Consider the following 22,283-nt stretch of genomic DNA (forward strand, 5'->3'; position numbering starts at 1 on the left):
CTCCACCAGGAACCGGTCGCCCACGATCTTGCCGTGCTCCACATGACCGGACGCCGTGACCAGGATGGTCCTGTCCTCCGACAGGAACGACCCGTCGTCACCGACACTCCCCCACACCGTGTGACCATCGATCACGTGCGAGGTGCCGTTCGGCAGGAACTGCCCGTCCGGCGCCGTCAGCCCGTGCGTGACCTTCCCCGCCGAATCGACGTAGACCGTGCCGTCCTGCGAGAAGAACCCGCCGTTGTCGGTCTCGCTCCCCCACAGCACCTTGCCGTCGACCGTCCGCTCCACCAGGAACCGGTCGCCCACGATCTTGCCGTGCTCCACATGGCCGGACGCCGTGACCAGAAGCGTCTTGTCCTCCGACAGGAACGACCCGTCGTCACCGACCGTCCCCCACACCGTGTGACCATCGACGACATGCGTGGCCCCATGCGGCAGGAACTGCCCGTCCGGCGCCGTCAGGCCGTGCTCGACCTTGCCCTTCGCGTCGACGTAGACCGTGCCGTCGTCGGAGAAGAAGGAGCCGTCCGGCTGGCGCGTCCCGGACACCTGGTGGCCGTCGACGGTCATCTGCGCGTGAACGGCCGCTGAGGAACCGGTGTCTCCCGGTGGCGGTGTCGTCACGTCGGGGCTCCACTCTCCTTCTCCAGGCTTCCCTCTCACCGTACGGAGCGGCGTGCGGAGACCGGAAGGCCCACTTCGGGGTGGGCCGGGGCGTCCAGGAACGGGGACGTCGCCATTCCGCCGAAGGGCGGCGAGGATAAGGGTGGTCCGTAGTGCGGTCGGCGAACCCCCGTACTCAGAGGGGTGGTTCACGGCCCCGTACGTCGAGCAGAGAGCGGGTGCGCAGCCGGTGTCCTCCGACTCGGGTCACGTCAAGCCGATCAAGTCCAAGTACCAGGCGAAGCCCTGGCAGCCGACGGTGGACTCGTCGGACCACACCCAGAGCTCGGCCGGCAAGGACTACACCGACGTATACGGCGGCACGGTCAACACAGCGAGCGGCGACTCCGGCAAGGGCGACGGCCGGCACGAGAAGAGCGGCAATGAGCCGCACCTCAGCATGGCCTACACGACGGCGCCGAACATCGTCGCGACCAAGTCGGGCGGCGCGGCCGGCGACAAGGTCCTCGGCATGGAGGCCGGCCGTTTCAGCATCCAGCTGTCCGCGCTCATCAGCGCCGAGCAGACCTGCCTCAACGCGACCTCCTCGATGGTCACCGGCTACGGCACCCTGAAGGCGGCGGTCGACAAGGCGGCCGCCGACGACAACTACTTCGGGCAGCAGACCGGGCAGCGGGTGGCGAACACGTCCCCTTCGGGCCAACCCGGCTACTACGGCGGCCACTGGGTGGCCGACGAGGCCGACTCGGAGTCGGTGGAGTTCGCCGCCACGATCATCCCGCAGATGAAGAACCTGCTGAACACCATCGGCAACGTCATCGAGGCGTGCGGCCAGTTCAACGCGCTGCTCAACAACGCCGGCCAGTCCTACGCCTCGATGGACCTCAACTCCGCGTTCAAGGACGCGGGCACCTGAGCAGCACGCCGCTAGCCCGCCTCCGCCCCGCCGGAAGCGCCCGGAACAGCTGAAACGCCGGGAGCGGCGGGAGCGCCGGGCAGGTCCTCCGGCAGGAGCGTCACCAGGTCCTCCGTGGTCGGCGCGACCATGTCGACCACCCGCCGCGCGTGGTTCTCCGTCATCCGCTGGAAGGTCTGCCGGGCGGTGCGGCCGTTGCCGAACCGGTCGTCGCGGACCATCGCGCCGAAGTGGCCGAGCAGCGCCTCGCGCGTGTCCTCGGGCAGCTGGTACTCGTGGTGGCCGGCCTGCCACTCGACGATGCGCACCAGCTCCGCGTCCCGGTAGTCCTCGAACACCAGGGTGCGGCTGAAGCGCGAGGCGAGGCCCGGGTTGACGCCGACGAAGCGCTCCATCTCGTCCGGGTAGCCGGCCACGATGACGACGATGTTGTCGCGGTGGTCCTCCATGAGCTTCACGAGCGTGGCGATGGCCTCCCGGCCGAAGTCCGCGCCCTGGCCGCCGGGGGTGAGCGCGTACGCCTCGTCGATGAACAGCACGCCGCCGAGGGCCTGCCGGAACACCGCGGTGGTCTTGGGCGCCGTGTGGCCGACGTACTCGCCGACCAGCGAGCCGCGGTCCGCCTCGACCAGGTGCCCGCGGGAGAGCAGGCCGACCGCGGCGAGGATACGGCCGTAGAGGCGGGCCACGGTCGTCTTGCCGGTGCCGCTGTTCCCGGCGAAGACCAGGTGCCGGCTGAGCGGTGGGGACGCCAGGCCGGCCTCGGTGCGCTGCCGGACCATCTGCATCACCTTGACCATGGTGCTGACGTCCTGCTTGACCCCGTCCAGACCGACCAGGCCCTCCAACTCCGCGAGCGCAAGGGCGAGTTCTTCGGCCCCGCCGTCCTTCCCTTCGCCGTCCCCGTCGCTGCCGCCGGCGCCCCCGTCCGGTGCGACCCCGGCGGCCTCCGCGCCCTTGGCCCCAGCGCCCGCAGGGACCGGCAGCGGCGCCCCGGGCCCGGCCGCACCAGCACCCGCCGGACCTTTCGAACCCTCCGGCCCCTCCGGCCCCTCGGGGAACTCCCCTGTCCGGACGTCCCGGACCCGGCATCCGACGAACCGCGCGGCGGCGCCCTCGGCGCACTCCACGGCCTCCTCCGTGTCGTGGACGAGGCAGCCGCGCAGCAGCGGGGCCGCGCCGGCGCCCACGTAGACGGCGGGGAAGCCGGCGTCGCTGATGTCGCAGGCCTCGAAGCGGCCCCGGCCGCCGTCCGCGACGTACACGCCGTTCTTGGCGGTTCCGGTGACCGACAGCCCCCGCACCCGGGGCGCCGCGCCCTCCCGCACGACCAGCCCGGTGCCGCGGGTGCCGGCCACGGAGCAGTCGACGAGCCACGGTTCGGCGCGCTCCCGCACGTAGACGCCCGCGCCGCCGGTGTCGCGGATCCGGGAGTCGACGACGAGCGCGGCCGTGCCCGCGGCCACGTCGAGCCCGATACCGGAGCAGCCCTCGACGCGGCAGTCCTCGACGAGCGGGCGGTGCGCGGTGGCCAGGGCGATGCCGGTGGCGGCCTTGGTGATCCGGCAGCGCCGGGCCGCCAGGTCGGCCCCGTCGACGCACAGCCCGGCCAGGCCGACGTCCTCGATGACGGTGTCCTCGACGGTGACGACCGCGTCCTCGACGCCGTGCACCCCGTGCTCCGGGGTGCCGCGCAGTTCGCATCCGTGCAGCGCGAGCCGGCTGGTGCCGCCGGCGTGCGCGGCGGTGTAGGCGGCCTCGCCGACGACGGTCGCGTGCAGCTCCAGCCGGGCGCTGTCCGCCGCGTACACGCCGTTGGCCCCCGCCCGGTGGACGGCGCCGCGGCGGACCTCGACATGCGCGGCGCCGCCTGCCGCCAGGCCGGTGTCGCCGGTGTCGCTGACCACCGTGGCCTCCAGCCGCAGCCGCGCGTCGCCGGCGGCGACGACGCCGGCCGCCCCCGCCTGGGTGATCCGGCAGTCCACCAGTGTGGCCACGGCCTGCCCGGTCACGTGCACGCCGTCGGTGGCCGTGTCCGAGATACGGCAGCCGCGCAGCACCACGCCGGACGCGGCGCCCCCCGCGTCCTCGTCGCGGCCGGCCGCGGCCGCGCCGGTGGCCTGCCCCGGTCGCGCGTCGCCGCCGGCCGGCTCCGGGCCGCGGCCGGAGGCCCCGGCCCGGCCGGTGACGAGGACCCCGGCGGCGCCGCTGCCGGTGATCCGGCAGTCCGTCAGCCGCGGCAGCGCGGTGGCGTCGACGGCAACGGCCGCGACGCCCGTACGGCTCACCTCGCACCCCTCGGCGACGGCACGCGAGGACCCGGTGAAGCGCAGCCCGTGGCCGCCCGTCCCGGCCACGGTGACCTGCCGCAGGACGGGGGCGGCCCCATGGTCGACGAAGACGCCGGCCGAGTCGATGTCGGTGATCTCGGTCCGCTCGACGACGGCGGCGCTGTCGCCGCCCAGATGGAGGCCGACCTCACCGGTGTGGTGCACCCGGCAGTCGCGCACCACGGGGCTGGCCGTTCCGGTGACGCGCAGCGGGCCGCCGGTGATCTCGCACCCCTCGATCACGACGTCGCCGGCGGTGACGGACACCGCCGGCTCGCCCTGCGGGTGCTCGATCACCAGGTCGCGTACGGTGCCGCCGCCACCGTGCACGGTGAGGGCGGGGCCGTGGCCGCCGACCAGCCGCACCGTGCCCGGGCCCTTCTCGGCGAGCAGGCTGACGCCCCGGTCCAGGACGACGCTCTCGGTGTACGTGCCGGGCTGGACGGAGACGACCGCGCCCGGCTCGGCGGCCCGCACCGCCGCCGTGACGGTACGGTGGCCGCCCCAGCCGCGCGGGCCCACCCGCAGCGTCTTCACCGCCGCCCCCGCGGGCCGGGGCCGGGGAGGCGGGCGGCTCCGGCGGTACTCATACGGCGTGGCAGGTGATCCGCACCTGCGCGGCGGCGACGTGGGCGTCCTTCGCCGCACCGCTGTCGCGGGCCCCGGCGTCGACCAGCTTGACCGTCACCACGCCGGTCCTGACCTTGAAAGGGCTGCCGGTGACCCAGCGGCCGTGCTGGCCGACCTGGTCGACGCGGTAACCGCCGAGCGGCGCCCCGCCGGTGCCGTAGCCGTCGTCGGTCTGGAAGTAGTAGTAGTACGCCGGGTCGCCGCCCACCGCGGTCCGCACACCCTCCGGCACGTAGGTGGACAGGGTGCACGAGGCGCTGGTGTACGTGGCGCCGAAGTCGAACCGCCAGAGCGCGAACCGGTCCTGGTCGTAGGACGCCGGCTGCCCCGAGACCGGCAGGGACAGGTAGCTGCCGGTGCAACTTCCGCCGCTGTAGCCGCCCTTGGCCGAGGTGGTCCATCCGGTCGTCTGGTCGCTGTTGGTGCCGGTGTAGTAGCCGTACGCCGTGAAGCCGCTCGTGGCGTCGGAGGCGCAGCCGGGGCCGGCCACCGCCGTCCAGTCCTTGCCGGCCTGCGGCGCGCCGACCGCGCGGGAGCTGGGCGTGGCCAGGGGTTTGACGTCGCCCGGCGACGCCGCCACCCGGCCGCCGCCCAGCGCGCCCTTCAGCAGCGCCACCAGGCCCACGGCGACGACCACCGCGAAGCCGACGGCGAGCACCCGGACACCCGAATGGGCCGGCCGGGCGTCGGGCCGGACCGCGCGGTCGAAGGCGGAGGCGAATCCCCGCCAGTCCTCGTCATTCATACGCAGCCTGTGCTCCTCACGAACTGTTGCTTCCACTGACCAAGAGCGCCAGAACGCCCTTTTCCCGTACGTGTGCGGCCAATTCCACCCGCCGACCGTCGCTGCTCCAGGCGCTCACGCCGCGCCGACCCGGGAGAGCCGGGCGGGACGCAACCGAATGGACGTCAGAAACGTGTATTTCAACGGCGGTTCTGCGATCGCCGCCTCCGACAATCCGGCCGGCCTACACATGGTGGAAACACAACTGCCTTTGCAGCCGGTATTATTGACCCGCCACCCCGCGGACGGACCTTCGAAATATTTCGTGGTCCGCGCAGTGGAAAGAGAACGGCAGGAGCCCGATGCCCCGGATATGGCGCGTTGCCATCGTCGAACAGCACACCCTTGTGCGGCGCGGGCTGATGAGCCTGCTGTCCGCGAGCCCCGGGGTCCGCCTGGCTGCCTCCGTGGCCGAACCAGGCGCACTGGCCGCCGCGCTCGCCGAGGCCGCACCCGCCGAACCGGCCGGCCCCGCGCCGCGGCTGGACGTCGTCGTGCTCGGCCTGCCCGCGCGGTCCGACGAGACGCACGACACTGTCGTCGAGGAGGCGTGCGGACTGGCCCGGGTCTTGATCGTCGCCGACTTCACCGACGGCCGGCCGGTCGCCGCGGCGCTGCGGGCCGGCGCCCACGGATGTGTCGGCCGCATGTCCGCGGAGGACGAACTGCTCGGCGCCGTCGACACGGTGGCGCGCGGAGGCATCCACGTCGACCCGGTGCTCGCCGACCACCTCCACGCCGAACTGCGGCAGCCCTGGGCGGCGGCCCCGCCGACGCTCGCCCGCCGCGAGATCGAGACGCTGCGCTGGCTGGCAGCCGGTCTGACGCACCGCCAGATCGCGCGGCGGATGGCCCTGACCGAGGCCACCGTCAGCACCTACGTCAAGCGGATCAGGAACAAGCTGGGCGTCGGCAACAAGGCCGACCTGACCCGCAAGGCCTTCGAACTCGGCCTCCTCCCGGGCCCGGAGGCGCAGCGACCGGCCTCCGGCACCACCGATCCGAGCCCTCACGACGTACGCAAAACCGCGGCTGCCTGACCGGCCACGCGGGGCGGACGCGAACCCGCGGCCGCCCGGCCGGACGCCTCGGGCGCAGGCGGACCAGCCGACTGACCGGCCACTCTGCACGTACGCGAACCCGCTCCCACCCGACCGGCCATCCGGCGCGTACGCAGACCCGCCGCCGCCCGGCTGCGTCCGGTGGCGGAACGGCCCGCTCACAGATGCCGGCCGAGGTCGAGGACGGCCCCGAAGACGCCGAACGCGGCGACGGCCAGCGCGATTCCGGCCGCGCCCAGCAGCGAGGCGGCGCTGGTCGGCCAGCCGGGCCGGGCCCGCTCCAGCGGACCGGACCCGCGCATCAGGTTGCGGAATCCGTAGACCAGCAGGCCCGCGGCGACCAGGCACGCCGCGCCGGGCGCCGTCCAACCGTTCCAGCCCAGGCGTCCGGCGCCGAGCACCAGCACCATGCACAGGCCCGCCCCGCCCGCGGCGCCCACCGCCACCACCTCCGCGGCCAGCCGCCCTCCCCCGGCCCGCAACAGCAGCGCGACGCCCAGGCATGCCGCCAGCGCCACCCCGTAGCGGGACGGCGAGGCCGCCAGGGCCACCAGCGCCGCGGCCGCGACCGCGGTGAGGAACCACGTCCACGCCACCAGCAGCGTGCGGGCCGCGGCGACCGCGACGGCCACCCGGTCCTCGCCCTCGTTCTCCGGCCCGGCCGGCCGGCGGGCCGCCTCCCGCCGGAAGACGTGGCCCACGACCCCGCTCGCGGTCTGCGCGCCGAAGGCGAGCAGCACGAACGCGCACACGGCGGCCACGGTCGCGGCCTGGGTGCCGTCGGCGCCCACGAGGGCCAGCAGCGTACCGGCGCCCGCGACGACCGCGGCGGCGATGAGGACCGCGCAGGTCACCACGCCGAACGCGGCGACGTAGGCGATCAGCGCGCCGACCAGGGCGCCCGCGCCGAGCGCGCCCAGGACGAACCCGCCGCGGGTCAGCGCCCCGCCGGGGCCCTCCGCGCCGGGGTCCCACTCGGCCGCCGCCACGATCCCGGCGCCGAGCGCCAGCAGCGGCACCGCGGCGAGCGCGAAGGCCTCGCGCAACCGCCACGGCAGCGGCCACCGCCGCTCGCTCGCCACCCACGCCAGCGCCGGCAGTACGAGTCCTGCCGTCACGGTGAGGTCGCCGACGACCTTGTGGGCCATCCGCCCGCAGAGCAGCGACACCACCAGTACGGCCAGCAGCCAGCACATCCCCGCGGCGGCGACCGACACCACCCGGGTGCGGGCGGTCCAGCCGCGCTCCAGCACCCCCTCGGCGACCTCGGCGACCCGCTCGGCCACGTCGTGCACCACGGGCTCGTCGAACTCGTGGGCCGTCACGTCGCGCAGGTACAGCACCTGGCCGTCCACGACGCCCGCCTGCACCAGGGAGCGCTCGGGGGCGAACGGCTCCTGGGCGGCCACGGCCAGCGACCACGCGGCGGGCATCACGTCGGCCTGCGGCTGGCCGCACATCCGGACCAGGGATTCGACGTAGGTGGTGATCGGCGCGTCGGCGGGTACGGCCAGGTCGACCTGGCGCCGCTCGCCGACGACGGTGATCCGGCAGTGCTCGTCCACGGGTGGATGTCCTTGGGGTTCCGCGATGGGGCTCAGGCCATTGTCGGGCGGCGGCCCGCGTGCTTCCCAGTACCCAGTTCTGGTGTCACCGCCGGCCCGGCCCGGGCCGTCCCACCGGGCGTCCCGCCGGCGGGACGGCGGGACGGCGGGACGGCCGGCCGGCGGGACGGCGCGGGCGTTGCGGCCCGGCGGTACGGGCGGTGCGGTCCGGCGGCGCGGACGGGCGGTACGGGCGGATCACACCCTGAGCTTGACCGCTTCCATCCACGCGTCGTTGTTGTGGGTACCGGCGTAGGTGAAGCCGTATCCCTGGTTGACGTTGTCGCACAGCAGGTCGAGCCAGCCGTCGTCGCTCACGTAGCCGGACTGGCAGACCACGCTGTTCCCGCCGTTGACGTTGATCGCGAACCCCAGCATGACCCGGGCATTCTTCGCGGTGCTGCCGACGTAGTTGTCGACGCCGTCCGCGACGCTCGACCACGGGTCGGGGTAGTACCCCTCGCCGTTGGTCGAGTTGGGGTCGTGCTGGTAAGCGATGCTGGACGTGCCGTGCATCCCGGCCACGGCGATGTTCACGGCCCTGACCGGCGCGCCGCCCACCGTGCCCGCGGCCGCGCCGTCGCAGGCGACCGCGCTCCAGCCCTTGGTCGCCGTGTAGACCCGGTAGCAGATGTGCCGCCCGCTCGGGTCCTGTACGGCCAGTCGCTGGACGTACGTCGCCGCGGTCGCCTCCGGCGTGGTCTTCTTCACCACGTACTGCTGCACCGGCGAGAGTGTGGCGGTGGGCGGCGGGCTGGCGAGCGGCGGTTGGGCGGCGTTCTTCGCCGGGTTCTTCTTCGCCTCGCTGGTCGGCGCCGCGCTCTTCGGTGTCGCGCTGGTCGCGCTCGCCGCGGGCAGCGACGGCTCGACCGCCTGGCGGGACGCTACGGGGCGGGTCGCCGCGGTGTCGGCCCGGCCCTTCTTCCCGGACGAGGTGCCGTGGCCGTGGACCTGGACGGCCACCGCCGTACCGACGCCGACCAGCAGCACCGTGACGGCGGCCAGGACGACGGTCGTCGACAGGCTCCGCCGGCGCCGGGGCTCCCCCGGGCCGTCGGCGGCGGGCGCCTCGCCCTCCGGCTCGTCCGGGCCTGCGCCCGACGGGGCGGCGCTCGGGCCGGTGGCCGAGGAGCCGGTGCCCGACGAACCGGTGGCCGTCGACGCCGCGCTCGACGAGCCGGTGCTCGTGGCGCTCGACGAGTCCGCGCTCGACGGGGCGGCCCACTGGCCGCGCCGCAGCGAGCCGCGGGCCGAGCCACGTATCGGGAGGCTCGCCCTGCCACCCGCCGAACCGCCCGCCGCGCCACTCGCCGAACCGCTGCCGGAGCCCGCCGCGGGCACCTCGTCCGGGTCCCCTTCCGACGAGGTCTCCCCGGCCGATCCGGGCACCTTCGGATCACGCAACTCCGGCTCGGCGGGGACGTCCCCCGACGGCCGTTCCGTTGTCCCACCCATGTGCCGATCCCTCCCTCAGGCGCGGTGTTTCGCGCGTGTGCCGGCGAACCCCGTTCACCGCCGTACCGTATGCTCGCCGCTCATCGGATGCGTTTGCCCCGGCAGCAACAGACGGGGAAGCGCTGACGAACAGACCGAAAAGCGGGAGGAGTTGTACCCTAACTCCATTCGGACCCGAGGCCGTTCCACTCGTGTACGTGCGCCAACCACACGTCTGCGGCCGGTAATTACCCGCCGGAAATCCGGAACCGGTCTCCCCGCACCGACGTCGTTGGCACAGTGGCCACCGACAACGGGCCCCGGAATGCCGGCGCACGGCATGTCGCCAACAGAACCTGGTGGTGAGCTATGACGATTCCACTCCAACCCACGCGCGCCGAAGTGTTGCCCAATCATTACGCGAGCAGCAGACCGGACCCCGAGGGCCGCCCTTCCACGATCGTCGGGGGCGTCAACTACCACGTCACGCCCGAGTACCTGGCCCAGGCGCGCACGGACACCCTCAAGACCGCGGAGGCCATCGAGGGGCAGCTGGCCGAGCTCAAGTCCTACGTCCAGCAGGTGGAGAGCGCCTGGGACGGCATAGCCCAGGGCACGTTCGTCCGCCTGATGCAGGACTACGACATCTACGCGCGGATGCTGCACGACTCGCTGACGGACATCGCCTCGGGCCTCCAGGGAACGTACGCCAACTACATCAATTCCGAGGCGCAGAACATCAACAACCTCCACGCCCTCGGCGAGGACCTCCCCACCCCGCCCACCGGCACGAACTTCGACTAGAGGAGCCCAGATGGCCGACCCGGCCTCCATCGCCGGTGCCCGGATCAGGGTCGACGAATCCCTGAGCATGGCCGGCGCCACCATCAACGGGATGGCCGCGGCCATCGCCGACGAGCTGGCAGCCCTCAAGGGCCGCCTCATGCCGCTCCAGGAGGAGTGGCTCCACAGCGCCGCGTCCACGTACTACCAGGACATGATGAACGAGTGGGACCTCGCCGCGGACGGACTGTTCGGCCCGAACGGCGTACTGGGCCGAATCGCCCACGCGATGGACGTCAACTGGGGCAACTACTCGGAGGCCGAGTGGTCCAACGTCAGCACCTGGAAGCACTGACGGGCCCACTCACCGGCGGCGACCGCAACGGCGTCGGGCGGCTCCCGCCACTGCCCGTCGCGGTCCCGCCGGGTACGCGGCGAAGCCGGGGACCGCGGGGCGGTCCCGTGTCCCCCGATGGAGCTACCTGATCTGTCAACCCTGGGGTGCAGCGCCGCACCCACGGTCTCTTGTTGACTCACTGCCTGTCAGCACGGCAACCGGCGGCCCGGGCCACCGACCTGCAGGAAGGCAACACCATGACAAGCAGGCGCAGTCACGTCACGTCAGGTTCGTCGCGAGGGCGCCGGTTCGCCTCCGCCCTGGTGGTGTCGGCAATGGCCGGAACCGCGCTCGCCGCATGCGGCGGGAACGCCAAGGACACGCTCCGGTCCCCGGCCACCGCGCACACCCCGGGCGGCGCCGCGATCACCTGGGGCAAGTGCCCCACGCCGGCCGAAGGGGCGAACCGCAACCCTGCCATGACCTGCGGGACGCTGAAGGTCCCGCTGAACTACAACGACCCCGACGGCAGGAAGATCGACGTGGCGGTGTCCCGGTTGGCCACCTCCGACCCCGGGAAGCGACACGGCGACTTGCTGCTGAACCCGGGCGGACCGGCCCTGGGCGGTCTCGACATGCCTACGACGATGGCGTCCACTCTGCCGAAGCCCGTACTGGACGGCTACGACCTGATCGGCTTCGACCCCCGCGGCGTCGAGCACAGCACGCCGCAGAGCTGCGGCCTGAGCGACCCCAGCGTGGCCGGTCTCTTCCCCTACCCCGCCGCCGACGGCTCGATCGCCGGGAACGTCACCCTCGCCAGGGCCGACGCCAAGAAGTGCGCCGACACCGCAGGGGACGACCTGAGGTACTTCACCACCGCAAACACCGCTCGCGACATGGACCGCATCCGCGAGGCACTCGGCGAGCGGACGATCTCCTACTGGGGCCAGTCCTACGGCACCTACCTCGGCGCCGTCTACAGGTCGCTCTTCCCGAGCCGAACCGACCGGATGGTCCTGGAAGGCAACGTCGACCCCACCAAGGTGTGGGAGGACGAGGTGGCGGACACCTGGGGCAAAGGCATGGCCGACCGGTTCCCCGACGCGGCCGCCGTCGCCGCGGCACAGAACAGCACCCTCAGGCTGGGGAGCAGCGTCCGCCAGGTGACCCGGACCTACCTCGCCCTGGCCGACCGGCTCGACCGCGAGCCCGCGGCCCTGCCCGGCGCGTCGCTGTCCTTGGACGGCTCGCTGCTGCGGAACATCACCTACGGCATGCTGCTGCACAACGAGACCATTCCGGCGTTGGTCCGGTTCTGGAAGAGCGCCGCAGACCTGGCCGGCGGCAGCCTCACGACCGCCGACAGCGCGGTCCTCGAGCAGGTCCTCGCCGACTCCCCGACAACGCCGGGCGTGACCGCGGACAACCAGGCCACCATGTTCCTCGCTCTCACCTGCGGCGACGCCGAATGGCCGCACGACATCGCCGGCTACGCGACCCGCACCGCCGCCGACCGCGAGGCCTATCCCCTCACGGCCGGAATGCCCGGCAACATCTGGGTGTGCGCCTACTGGAAGAAGCCGGCGGAAGCACCCGTCACCGTGACCGACACCGGTTCGCGCAACACCCTCGTCCTCCAGAACCGCCGCGACAACGCCACTCCGTGGGAGGGCGCCGTCGGGCTGCACGAAGTCCTCGCCCACAGCTCCGTCCTGGTCGGCGTCGACAACGGCGGGCACTACGTCTACAACGAGGGCTCGCCCTGCGCCGACAAGGCCACCGTTGGCTTCCTGACCACCGGCAAGCTGCCGGCCAGGGATGTCTACTGCACCGACGTCAAGAAGAAGTGACCGCATTGCGCGCGCTCCCACTCCGGAGGGCCGCCGGCTGCCGCCCGGTCGGGCGCCGTCGGCGGCGCAGCGGCGCGCCGACTCCACCTCGTCCTGCCCACCCACCTGCACGGCAGTGGCTTCCCGCACGGGGTCGTGGCTGCGGCGCGGCTTCCGTGGATGGTATCCACGCTCTCGCCGCGTCCGACAGAGCGGCCGTCCGGGGGCGTGCCGGGATGTGGTGCGCGTCCCAGTAGTCGGGGATGGAGCGGGGTGAGCGCAGCACGGTGTCACGAGCGAGGTCGTCGAGGCGGACGGCGGCGCGGCGGGCGAAGGGGTGGCGGGCCGAGACGGCGAGCGCGTGGGGCTCACGGACGAGCACCGGTCCGACGGTCAGGTCCGGCTCCTCGACCGGCCGGGAGCACAGGTGCTGGCCTGGCGCGGCCACGGCCGGCCCGCCCCCCGGCTGTTCCTTGCGGGGTCTCACGAGAGCAGTGACCGGCGCCCCCGCGACGCGGTGCCGGTGCCGTCGACGCGGGACGCGGGCCCCGCGAGCGCCGGCATGTCCTCGAGTCCTCTCAGGGGACGATCAAGTGCTGCTTCCCGTCGATGAGTTCGCGCACGACGTCCAGATGGCCCGCGTGGGCGGCGGTCTCGGTGATCACGTGCAGGACGACCTCGCGCAGGTTGTCGTATCGCCGGCCGCCGAAGAAGTCCGGCCACCAGGCCGGGGGCGCGTTCAGATCGGCGCCGGCCAGGAAGACGTCCGCAAGCTCGGCCTCCCGGCGGTAGAGGGCGAAGACGTCCTCGGCGGTCTTCTCCTGGGCGGGCTGCCACGCGCTCTCCCCGGCGCCCAGGATCTCGTCAATTGCCGTTTCCTGTCCCGCCGCGATCGCGCGGAACCAGAACTTCTCGTCGTCCAGGGCAAGATGGTGCACCAACCCGAGGCACGTCCACCCCGACGGCAGCACCGGGCGCCGCAGCGCCTCTTCGTCGAGGCCTTCCAGGATGCTCAGGACATGCGTGCGCTTGCTGTTCAGGACATTCAGCAGCGTGGTGAGTTCAGTGTCAGCCATGGGCCGGAACATACCCGGCCCCGCTGACATCCGACCCGCGGTCCCACCGCGCGTGACACCGTGGCCCACGTCCACCGAGACCTGGCCGATGCTGCGCCGCGCATGACGGAACTCACCCTGGAGGCTCGGCTGGTGGACACCGTGGATCTGCGGCTGTGGCTCCTTCGAGCCACAGGCGCAGCATGCGCGCACGCGGTGCGGGGCAGCGGTGACGGCAGGGATCATTCGGCAGCACCCGTGCCGGCAGCGGCGGCGGCCTCCCGCGGGGAAGACCGGATGCCGTTCACGCCGCGGGCACAAGCAGGGCCGGAGAGCCGATCCGCGGGCCACGGAGTTCTTCGAGGCCGCAGCGACGAGCGCCCCTGCGCTCCGGAGTGGCCGCCGGGGTGGTCGTGCCCGACGTACCGGATCCCGAAGGAAAGACCGTCCGCGTCGCGATCGAAGGCCGACCCCCGAACCCGGTCCGCGCACGGCAGGGGTGGCGTGGCTCTGCCGTCCGGGTTCGGGGGTAGCCGAACCTCATGACGTCTACCCGCATCACCATGGGAGTCGAGGAGGAGTACCTGCTCCTCGACGCGCACTCCGGCCTGCCGTCGCCGCGGGCCGCGGAGGTCCAGGCCGCCGCCGACCTCGAACCGGTGCTGGATGCCGGAGAGGTCGACAGCGAACTTCTTCAGGCGCAGGTGGAGACAGCCACCCCGATCTGCACCGAGCTGGCCGAGGTGGCCGCCGAACTGTCCCGGTTCAGGGGGGCGGTCGGTGGCGCCGCGCGGCGCTCGGGGTGCCGGTTGGCCGCAACCGGAGGGGCACCGCTGTTCCCGCGGGAGGCGCCGCCCGTGACGGACGAGCAGCGCTACCTGAACCTTCGAACGGACGCGGCTCGCCTGGTGGACGAGCAGTTGATCAACGGGATGCACGTGCACGTCGCGGTGCCCGACCGGCACGCGGGCGCCGCCGCGCTCGGGCGGGCGCGGCCGTGGCTGCCGGTGCTGGTCGCGCTCGGCTCCAACTCGCCGTACTGGGACGGTCGCGACACCGGCTTCGCGAGCTGGCGCACAGTCGTTTTCGGCCGGTGGCCGGTGAGCGGTTCACCGCCGTACACCGCGGACGCGGCGACGTACGAGGAGCGCGTCGGCGCGCTCCTCGACACCGGGGTGATCCGCGACCGCGGGCAGATCTACTGGCACGCCCGGCTCTCGGAGCGCTACCCGACGCTGGAGGTGCGCGCCACCGACGTGCAGCTCGACGTCGACAGCGCCGTCACGATCGCGGGGCTGATCCGCGCCCTGGCCGCGACCGGCCTTCGCGAGGCCTGCGAGGGGGCGCCGGTACTGGATCCGGCCGGGAGCGTGCTGCACGCCGCGGGCTGGCACGCGGCCCGGCACGGCCTGGCCGGCAACCTCGTCCACCCGCTGCACGGCACGCCGGCGAAGGCACACGAGGTGGTCGCGGCGCTGCTGGACTACGTCGCACCCGCGCTGGACGAGCACGGGGACACCGCGCGCGTGCGCGAAGGGGTGGCCTACCTGCTCGCGGGCGGCGCTGGTGCGGCCCGGCAGCACGAGGCGATGGCCGGCGGCGGGATGCCCGGACTGCTCGACCTGATCGCTCCCGACCCGGCGACCCTGGCGGCGGTCCGTGGCAAGGCGTGGCGCAGCCTCCGCGACCAGGCTGCCCCCGGCGGCCGGATGCGCGGCCGGCGCGACGTCCGAGTCAATGACATCGAGGGATGAGGTGAGGTGGGTGGGCGACTTCGACGACGGGCTGCCGGACCCGAAAACACAGGAACTTCCGATACCGGACTATCCCCATCTGCCGGCGATCGAGGTGGAGGAGCACGCGCGTGATCTGGCCGCCGGCGAGTTGGGCCAGGTCCGCCGCTACGAGACCACACATCGAAACCGCACCCCGGTCGTGCGGATGCTCACCGCCCAGCTCCGCGATCTGCGCCGACGCGCCGCGGGATCCGATCCGCCCCAGGGCGTTCAGGGGTCGGCCCCACGCGCACGCCGCCCGCAACGGCCGTCCATGTAGTTCACGCCGACCTGCATTTTCGTGGTCCGGAAGGGCCCTTTTTTCGCAACCGGTGCACACGGCGGCCCAAGGTCCGCGGCCGGACGGCCGTCGCGGGCGCTGCCCGCGGCTACGGCGACGGCTGCCTGCGTCCGGAGTGGGACCCCGGCACGACGGAAACGCCGACAGGTCCCACCCCGGACCCCTACGACCGCAGCAAGTCGGTGCCGACGTCGGACGAGTGCGGCGTGGCCGGTCGCATCTGGGCAGGTGCCCGGACCCGGGTCCGGGCACCTGCGGAACCTCGCCCGGCGCCCTCGCACCGCCCGCGAGCCGGGTGGCAGCCGCGTAACCGCTCAGGACTCACATGCTGTTGGACGCGGCGCGCACGGTCGGCGGGGGCAGGGAGGACCCGCTGCCGGAGATGAACGCGACATGGGTATGGGCGGTGTCGGCGTAGGACACCGTGGCAACGCACTGGGTACCCGTGCCGCACTGGGCGATGAGCGTGCCGGTCGTCACGTCGAAGATCTCGATGTAGTAGGCCGTGGGGCCGACGTCGGTGGTGCTCGTCGCGGTGAGCACACCGTTGTACGGGGGAAAGGTCTGCGACAGGGCCGACATCGAGACGCTGTAGTAGGGCGCGAAGCCGGACACCCAGGCGACGTAGTTGACCGCCGATGTCGACTGAATGCCGGCGGGCGGGTACGACGCCGCGGACAGCGCGACGGTCCCGACGAAGGAGTGCGTGGTCGAGGCGCTCTGGGTGACGTTCACCGAGCACGTGTTGCCCGAGGGGCAGGAGACCAGCAGCGTGTGGGCGGTGAGGTCCCAGATCTGGATGTAGTACGCGGTGGGGGCGACGTCGAAGGAGGAATAGGCACTCAGCGTACTGCTCCCCGACGCCCCGACGAGCGGCACGAAGTTGACGGTGTGCCGGCTGGCGTCCAGCGTCATCCACGCGGTCGAGTCGAGCGGTGTCGCCGTACGGGGTTTCGCGGCCGACGCGGGCGCCGGATGCGCCAGGCCGTGCGAAGACCGCGCGGGAGTGTCCGCCGCGGCCGGGACGGCCGCCGCGACGGGGACGGTGAGCACGGTTGTGACCACCACGGCCATCGCCGCCAGGCAACGGGGTCTGAGTCGGGCGGCAAGGAATTTGATGACACGGGATAACTGCAAGGAACGCCTCCACGAAGCGGGTGATCGCCGTCTGCTGTGCGCTCCCGGCCCAGGACCGGCATGCGGCCGTGGCGCCGGGCGGATGTGCCGTCCCGGGCGAGGCCGGGCCACCGGAGCCGCCCCGTCAGGGTCCGGCCGCCGTGGATCCGGTATCCCACGCGTAAAGTCCCAGCGTCAAGACGAAGTACGGCCACCCGCGGACCGCTCGGCCGGCACCAGTGCCGGCACCCGCAGCCGCACGCCGCGGGCACCGCGCCGCCGGGTGAGGACGCCCGCCCGGCCCGGCCCCGGCGGAAGCTTCCGTGCAGCACCGGGCGCCCGCCGACCGGACGCGTCCGACCCCCGTTCGGCTCCTGTTCGACTCCCGGTAACATGTTCGAACTCACGGGGATCGCTCTCTTCGGCCGGCGTTCGCCGGGAAAAGCGTGCCATCCGGTACGAAGCGGGCTCCGTGCGGCCGATATCCGACAAATCGACCAAAATTGATATCCAAGACATCACGGACGTTTTCGCGGGGAAACAGCAGAACAACGTTCACCACGTGGCACGGGCGAAGTGCGGCGCTATGGGGCACGGCAGGCGTAGTGACCCTCGGATTCCTCGTCTCGCTGGAGATCGCCGCGCGCCACTACGGTCTGCCCGGGCCTGTCACCAACCAGGCGCGCGAGGTGGTGTTCGCCCCCACCTCGGGGCCGCTGTTGTACGCCGGACTGGCGCTGATGACGGTGGTGCTCACCTGGCGGCAGCGGTTCATCGCGGTCGGCACGGCGATCGGCATCGACATCGTCTTCTGCCTCGCGCGGTGGGCGGTAGGCGCCGGGGTGCACTTCGGCAACGGCGCCCTGTGGGTGATCCTGGGATGTGCGGTCATCGCCGTCACGCGCCGCGCCGGACAGGAGCGCGCCCTGTTGCTGAAGGGTGTCGGTCTCGGCCTGCTGCTGGTGACCGGCCACAAGACCGGCGACACCTGGTTGCTCATCACGTCGAAGACCCGCCCGACGGTGCTCGACCAGTACGTGGCGACCGCCGATCACGCGCTGGGCAACCCGTCGTGGCTGGTGGGCCGGGCCGTCGCGGCCACCGGTCCGGTGGGCTCCCTCGTCCTGCACGGCGTCTACGGCCAGCTCCCACTGGCAGCGGCCATCATCGCGCTGTACCAACTGCGCAACGTGGCGGTGGAGCGCCGCTTCCCGGGCCACCATCTGGTGCGTACGTTCCTGGTCATCGGCCTGCTCGGGCCGGCCGTCTACATGATCTTCCCGGTGGTCGGCCCGGTCTACGCCTTCGGCGCCGACGGCGGCCACTGGGCGGTGGCCAACCTGTGGCCGGACACACCGACACCGATCAGCCCCCCGCACCGGATGGCGTTCGACGGCATCACCCCGCGCAACTGCATGCCCAGCCTGCACACGGCATGGGCGACCACGATCTTCGTCCACTCACGCAAGGGTCCGCGGGCCCTGCGGGCCGCCGGCGCGTTCTGGCTGGTCGCCACGCTCGGGGCGACGCTGGGATTCGGTTACCACTACGGCGCGGACCTCGTCGCCGGCGTGGTGTTCGCGCTCACCGTGGAGGCGGCGATGCGCGCGCTCGACCGCGGTTGGGACCGGTCGGCGTCGCGGCTGGTCGCCCGCGGTGCGACGGTCTTCGTCGCGCTGCTGTTGTCCTACCGCTACCTGCCGGTGGAGATGGCCAGGCATCCGTGGGTGTTCGGACCGCTTCTCGTCCTGGCGCTGGCCTCGGTGGTCCTCCCCTACGTGCGGACCACAAGGCGCTGGGACCTGGAGCCCGCGGCGGAGTTGCCGCTGGGACCCCGACCGGCGGAACCGCGGCCCGAACTGGTCTGAGCCGCGCCCCGCCGGGCCGCCCCCGACCCCGCGGGTCATCGGGGGAGCTGACCCGTCGCAGCGAAGACCGAGCGTTTCTCACTGAGCTGTTTCCGGCACGACCGGCACGACCTCGGGCACCAGGACCGGGACTGCAGCGGGTACGAGCACTGGTTCGCCGACGGCTTCGACGGGGGTCGGCGTGTCCGGTGGACGGCTGATCCAGCTTCCGCAAGAAGCCAGTTGGCGCCCGGGACGCCCCGAAGAACTGCGGTTTGCATACTGCCGCCGTGTCGACCGGATTTGCCGGCCTTGCGCAGTACCGTGAGGTCCGGACAGGTACGAGAGACCCTGCCGGCGACCCGGACAGGCCGGCTCCAGCCACCGCAACCAGCGCCTTGCCCGCAACGGGCGCGCAGCCCGCTCCGTTCTGGAGGGAAGGAGAGCCGCTCGATGCGGATCCAGGTCATCACCGTGGGCACGACCGGCTCGGTCGCCCCGTACACCGGCCTCGCACACCGGCTCGTGGCCGAAGGCCACGAGGTCGAGCTCGTCACCCACGCGAAGTTCGCCACGTCGGCGGCATGCTGCGGCCTCACCGTGCGACCGCTGGAAGCCGATCCCTTCGAAGCCCTCCTCCGCGCACGCGCCCGCCTGGACACCGCCGGTCGGGGGTTCAACGCGTCCCGCACGTTCCGGTCCCTCGGCTCGTTCGTCCGAACCGCCGAGCAGGGCATGCTCTCCCTGGCCGACAGCATCCTCGCCGCGGCGGACCCGAAGGCCGACCTGTTCCTGCTGTCGAGCATCGCTGCCCCCATCGGCTCGGTCATCGCGCGCTACCACGGCATTGCGAGCATGGGCGTCTTCCTGCAACCCGACGTGCCCACCCGCGAGTTCTCCCACTGCACGCTGGCCTGGCGCCCCCGAGGCCGCGCCAACATTCCTCGGGCGCGAGCGGCGAACGCCCTTGTGGACACCGCGTACCGCACCGCGAACCGGGAGCTGCACGCCCGCCTCGGACTCACCCGCCGCAGCGGCCACCGGCTGCGCGTCGACCGGGAGCGGAGTCACTGGCCGATCTGGCACGGCTACAGCCCCTGGGTCGTACCGCACCCGGCGGACTGGCGACCCGGTCTGCACGAGGCCGGCTACTGGTGGCCCCACGAGTGTCCGAACTGGCAGCCACCCGCACTGGTGACGGACTTCCTCGCAGCCGGCCCGCCCCCGGTGCTCATCGGCTTCGGCAGCATGATGCCCGGCGACCCCCAGCGGCTCGGCGAGCTCGCGGCCCAGGCGCTGCGGAAGGCGCGGCTGCGCGGGATCGTCCAGTCCGGGTGGGCCGGACTCTCCGTGGTCGACGACGACGTCATCACCGTCGACGCCCTTCCGCACGCCTGGCTGATGCCGCGCACGGCCGCAGTGGTCCACCACGCGGGCGCCGGCACCACCGCGGCCGGCCTGCGGGCGGGAGTTCCCGCCGTACCGGTCCCCGTCATGACCGACCAGCCCTGGTGGGCCGCCCGGCTCGTCCACCTCGGCGTCGCCGCGGACGCGATTCCCAGCACCGCACTGACGTCCACACGCCTGGCCGACGCACTCACCCGGGCAACCCAGGACCCCGAAACGGCTCGGCGTGCCGCAGCCGCGGCCGACCGGCTGGCCCAGGAGGACGGAGCCGGAGCGGTCGCCCGCGCAATCGCCGAGAGCGCCTGACCGAGTTCATCCCTTCTCCTGCCGATGCCCCCATAACCCGGCTGCCGCGACGGGCGGCTGTCACCTTCAGCGGGCCGCCAAGGAGCCGGCGTGTCCGGCCAGGACCGCAGCTGCGGCCTGGCGGACCGCCGTGACGGTCGGGCGGGTACGGGCGGCCGCCGACCAGGCCAGCGCGGAGAAGCAGGGCGCCGCGTCGTCGACGGTGACGTATGCCACGCCGGGACGGGGGAAGAAGACGCGGGCTGCGGCCGGGAGGAACGCCACCGCGGTTCCCGCCGCCACGGTGTGCAGCAGGGACTCCAGGTCGGTCGCGACCGGGCCGTAGCGGACCGGCGAACCGTCCGGCCGCGGATCGGTCACCCAGAAGTCCCACCACAGCCGCGGTACCTCGGGCGGCACGTCCACCACCGGGCGGCCGGCGAGCTCGGGGAGCGTCAACGAGGCACGCGTGGCGAGCGGGTCGTCCGCGGGCAGGGCCACGACCCTTGTCTCCTCCGCCATGTGCAGCAGCTGGATCCCGGGCGGCACCGGCGGCCGCAGGAAGGCCGCGTCCACCTCGCCGTCGATGAGCCGGACCATGTGGTCCACGAAGTTGAGGTTGCGGATCTCGATGGCCAGGCGCGGGCACCGGCGGTGGAGTTCGGCAAGGATCGCGCGGGCGTACGGCATCGATGCCTCGGCGCCGATCGCGCCCACGACAAGCCGTCCCGAGATCCCACGGTCCTGCTCGTCCGTGCTCTTCCGCAGCTGGTCCATGGCCCGGACCACGGCCTCCGCCTCGGGCAGCAGGGCGAGGCACCCAGGAGTCGCCTCCACGGTACGGCTGCTGCGCTCGAACAGCGTGAACCCGAGTCGTTGTTCGAGTGCCCGCAGCTGTCTGCTGAGGGCCGGCTGCGACATGAACAGCCGTGCCGCAGCCCGTCCGAAGTGCAGTTCCTGCGCGATGACGAGCAGCAGCCGTAACTGGTGGACGGTGGGTTCGGGCCGACCCTGCCCGGCCGGCGTGCCCGCGTGATCTCCGGTTTCGCTCATAACCTTCAGTTTATGGATGGAAACCGGAGTGTCATCAGGGCACTTATGGAATTCCTGGGAGGGCCCTGACACGCTTGAGGCAAGCGGGCGCATCGTGCGTCGCCCCGGGGGGGATTTTCGTTGATGATCCGTCATGCCGTGCAGGCATATGCGAGAACGAGCAGGCCGCAGGGTGCACCGACGGTGCCGTTGGGTCTGCCGACGGAGACATCGACCGCGAGGTAGAAACCGCCCGATTCCGCTTGCGGGTCGGCGCGGAACCGCAATCAAACGGAATGTCCAGTTCGCTTCACGGTGGTTCGCGGGCGCGTCCGCAAACCACCGTGAAGCGGGCCGCAGGCGCGTCTGCGGCCCCATTCCCGCGTGCACCCACCTCAACCATCCGTATTCACCTCGGCCACTTTGTGGAGGATTTCTGCATGTCTGTCAACAGTCGGTCAACCGTGCGCGGAGTCATCGCGCTCACGACCGTCGGCCTGGCCGTCGCGCTGCTCGCACCGGCGTCCGCCCACGCCGCGTCCAGCCCCGGCGGCGCCATCACCCGGAGCGAGATCATCGCCCGCGCCCAGACCTGGGTGGACCAGCAGGTCGGTTACGACAAGAAGGCAACGTACGACGACCCGCAGGGGACGCCCTACCGCACGGACTGCTCGGGCTACATATCGATGGCCTGGCACACCGCGCGGCACGGTCTGGACGCCTACACGACGTCGTCCCTGGGCGACGTCTCCACCGCGATCAGCAGGTCGGCCCTGCAGCCGGGAGACGCGCTGAACGACTCCCAGGACGGGCACGCGGTGCTCTTCGGCGGCTGGGTGGACAAGTCGGCCAACACCTTCACCTACTACTCCGAGCGCCACGAGGGGGTTCCCACCAGCAAGGAGACGGGCGATTTCGACTCGGCCTCGCTGGCCGGCCACCCCACGGCCAATTACCAGGCGCTGAAGTACGACGAGACCGTGGACGACGTCCCGCTGAACTACGCGCAGACGACGTCGGCGGATTTCAACGGTGACGGCCAGGCCGACATCATCGCCCAGGACTCCGCCTTGAACCTGAAGATGTGGACCCACAACCCCGGTGGTTACTTCAACGCGGCCAAG

The 22,283-nt window shown here is 72.5% G+C and carries 16 protein-coding genes and 2 pseudogenes; 10 read left to right on the forward strand and 8 right to left on the reverse strand.

Features of this window, described 5'->3' with window-relative positions; translation table 11 throughout:
• Positions 1-630, reverse strand: a pseudogene (locus IH54_RS40735) (hypothetical protein); the annotation flags it as partial.
• A 229-nt stretch (positions 631-859) separates the two neighbouring features.
• Here IH54_RS40735 and IH54_RS0136250 point away from each other — a divergent pair.
• Positions 860-1,546 carry a hypothetical protein gene (locus tag IH54_RS0136250; protein WP_031525305.1) on the forward strand — a complete coding sequence of 229 codons (687 nt, stop codon included), beginning with the start codon at positions 860-862 and terminating at the stop codon, positions 1,544-1,546.
• A gap of 11 nt (positions 1,547-1,557) precedes the next feature.
• Here the strand turns inward: IH54_RS0136250 and IH54_RS0136255 are convergent, their stop codons facing one another.
• Together IH54_RS0136255 and IH54_RS0136260 are read right to left on the reverse strand one after the other, a co-directional pair.
• Positions 1,558-4,413 carry a right-handed parallel beta-helix repeat-containing protein gene (locus IH54_RS0136255; protein WP_063762436.1) on the reverse strand — a complete coding sequence of 952 codons (2,856 nt, stop codon included), beginning with the start codon at positions 4,411-4,413 and terminating at the stop codon, positions 1,558-1,560.
• Positions 4,414-4,462: 49 nt separating this feature from the next.
• Complete coding sequence (locus IH54_RS0136260; RefSeq protein WP_031525307.1) at positions 4,463-5,251, reverse strand: hypothetical protein; 789 nt, start codon at positions 5,249-5,251, stop codon at positions 4,463-4,465.
• Between the two features lie 341 nt (positions 5,252-5,592).
• Between IH54_RS0136260 and IH54_RS0136265 the strand changes: the two genes are divergently transcribed.
• Entirely contained in the window at positions 5,593-6,330 is a 738-nt protein-coding gene (locus IH54_RS0136265; protein ID WP_063762437.1) for a DNA-binding response regulator, read from the forward strand.
• Between the two features lie 179 nt (positions 6,331-6,509).
• On the opposite strand, the gene IH54_RS0136270 is transcribed toward IH54_RS0136265, so the two are convergent.
• Together IH54_RS0136270 and IH54_RS42170 are read right to left on the reverse strand one after the other, a co-directional pair.
• On the reverse strand, positions 6,510-7,916 hold the full coding sequence (locus IH54_RS0136270) for an EsaB/YukD family protein (protein WP_031525309.1): 1,407 nt from the start codon (positions 7,914-7,916) through the stop codon (positions 6,510-6,512).
• 237 nt (positions 7,917-8,153) lie between these two features.
• Complete coding sequence (locus IH54_RS42170) at positions 8,154-9,410, reverse strand: hypothetical protein (protein ID WP_159012288.1); 1,257 nt, start codon at positions 9,408-9,410, stop codon at positions 8,154-8,156.
• Between the two features lie 348 nt (positions 9,411-9,758).
• Between IH54_RS42170 and IH54_RS0136280 the strand changes: the two genes are divergently transcribed.
• From IH54_RS0136280 to IH54_RS0136290, 3 genes are all read left to right on the forward strand, one after another.
• Positions 9,759-10,193 carry a WXG100 family type VII secretion target gene (locus IH54_RS0136280; RefSeq protein ID WP_078862789.1) on the forward strand — a complete coding sequence of 145 codons (435 nt, stop codon included), beginning with the start codon at positions 9,759-9,761 and terminating at the stop codon, positions 10,191-10,193.
• A gap of 10 nt (positions 10,194-10,203) precedes the next feature.
• Positions 10,204-10,527 carry a WXG100 family type VII secretion target gene (locus IH54_RS0136285; RefSeq protein ID WP_199923519.1) on the forward strand — a complete coding sequence of 108 codons (324 nt, stop codon included), beginning with the start codon at positions 10,204-10,206 and terminating at the stop codon, positions 10,525-10,527.
• Between the two features lie 317 nt (positions 10,528-10,844).
• Positions 10,845-12,362 (forward strand): alpha/beta hydrolase, encoded by a 1,518-nt coding sequence (locus IH54_RS0136290; protein ID WP_234344219.1) that lies wholly within the window; start codon positions 10,845-10,847, stop codon positions 12,360-12,362.
• Between the two features lie 557 nt (positions 12,363-12,919).
• Here the strand turns inward: IH54_RS0136290 and IH54_RS0136300 are convergent.
• Positions 12,920-13,417, reverse strand: coding sequence for a DinB family protein (locus IH54_RS0136300; RefSeq protein WP_031525314.1), 498 nt, complete (start codon positions 13,415-13,417; stop codon positions 12,920-12,922).
• A gap of 521 nt (positions 13,418-13,938) precedes the next feature.
• Here IH54_RS0136300 and IH54_RS0136305 point away from each other — a divergent pair.
• Both IH54_RS0136305 and IH54_RS40745 read left to right on the forward strand, forming a co-directional pair.
• Complete coding sequence (locus IH54_RS0136305; protein ID WP_078862791.1) at positions 13,939-15,150, forward strand: carboxylate-amine ligase; 1,212 nt, start codon at positions 13,939-13,941, stop codon at positions 15,148-15,150.
• 10 nt (positions 15,151-15,160) lie between these two features.
• Complete coding sequence (locus tag IH54_RS40745; protein ID WP_159012290.1) at positions 15,161-15,451, forward strand: hypothetical protein; 291 nt, start codon at positions 15,161-15,163, stop codon at positions 15,449-15,451.
• Positions 15,452-15,793: 342 nt separating this feature from the next.
• On the opposite strand, the gene IH54_RS0136315 is transcribed toward IH54_RS40745, so the two are convergent.
• Positions 15,794-16,546 (reverse strand): hypothetical protein, encoded by a 753-nt coding sequence (locus tag IH54_RS0136315; RefSeq protein ID WP_031525317.1) that lies wholly within the window; start codon positions 16,544-16,546, stop codon positions 15,794-15,796.
• Between the two features lie 545 nt (positions 16,547-17,091).
• Between IH54_RS0136315 and IH54_RS0136320 the strand changes: the two genes are divergently transcribed.
• Both IH54_RS0136320 and IH54_RS0136325 read left to right on the forward strand, forming a co-directional pair.
• Entirely contained in the window at positions 17,092-18,456 is a 1,365-nt protein-coding gene (locus IH54_RS0136320; protein WP_043183254.1) for a phosphatase PAP2 family protein, read from the forward strand.
• Between the two features lie 432 nt (positions 18,457-18,888).
• Positions 18,889-20,148 (forward strand): glycosyltransferase, encoded by a 1,260-nt coding sequence (locus tag IH54_RS0136325; RefSeq protein WP_031525319.1) that lies wholly within the window; start codon positions 18,889-18,891, stop codon positions 20,146-20,148.
• A gap of 66 nt (positions 20,149-20,214) precedes the next feature.
• Here IH54_RS0136325 and IH54_RS0136330 read toward each other — a convergent pair whose 3' ends face one another.
• Positions 20,215-21,180, reverse strand: coding sequence for a LysR family transcriptional regulator (locus IH54_RS0136330; protein WP_052398255.1), 966 nt, complete (start codon positions 21,178-21,180; stop codon positions 20,215-20,217).
• A 419-nt stretch (positions 21,181-21,599) separates the two neighbouring features.
• On the opposite strand from IH54_RS0136330, the pseudogene IH54_RS42175 reads away from it, so the two are divergent.
• Positions 21,600-22,283, forward strand: a pseudogene (locus IH54_RS42175) (hypothetical protein); the annotation flags it as partial.

Origin of the sequence: Streptomyces sp. NRRL F-5123 (assembly GCF_000721495.1) — a bacterium.
GTDB lineage: Bacteria > Actinomycetota > Actinomycetes > Streptomycetales > Streptomycetaceae > Actinacidiphila.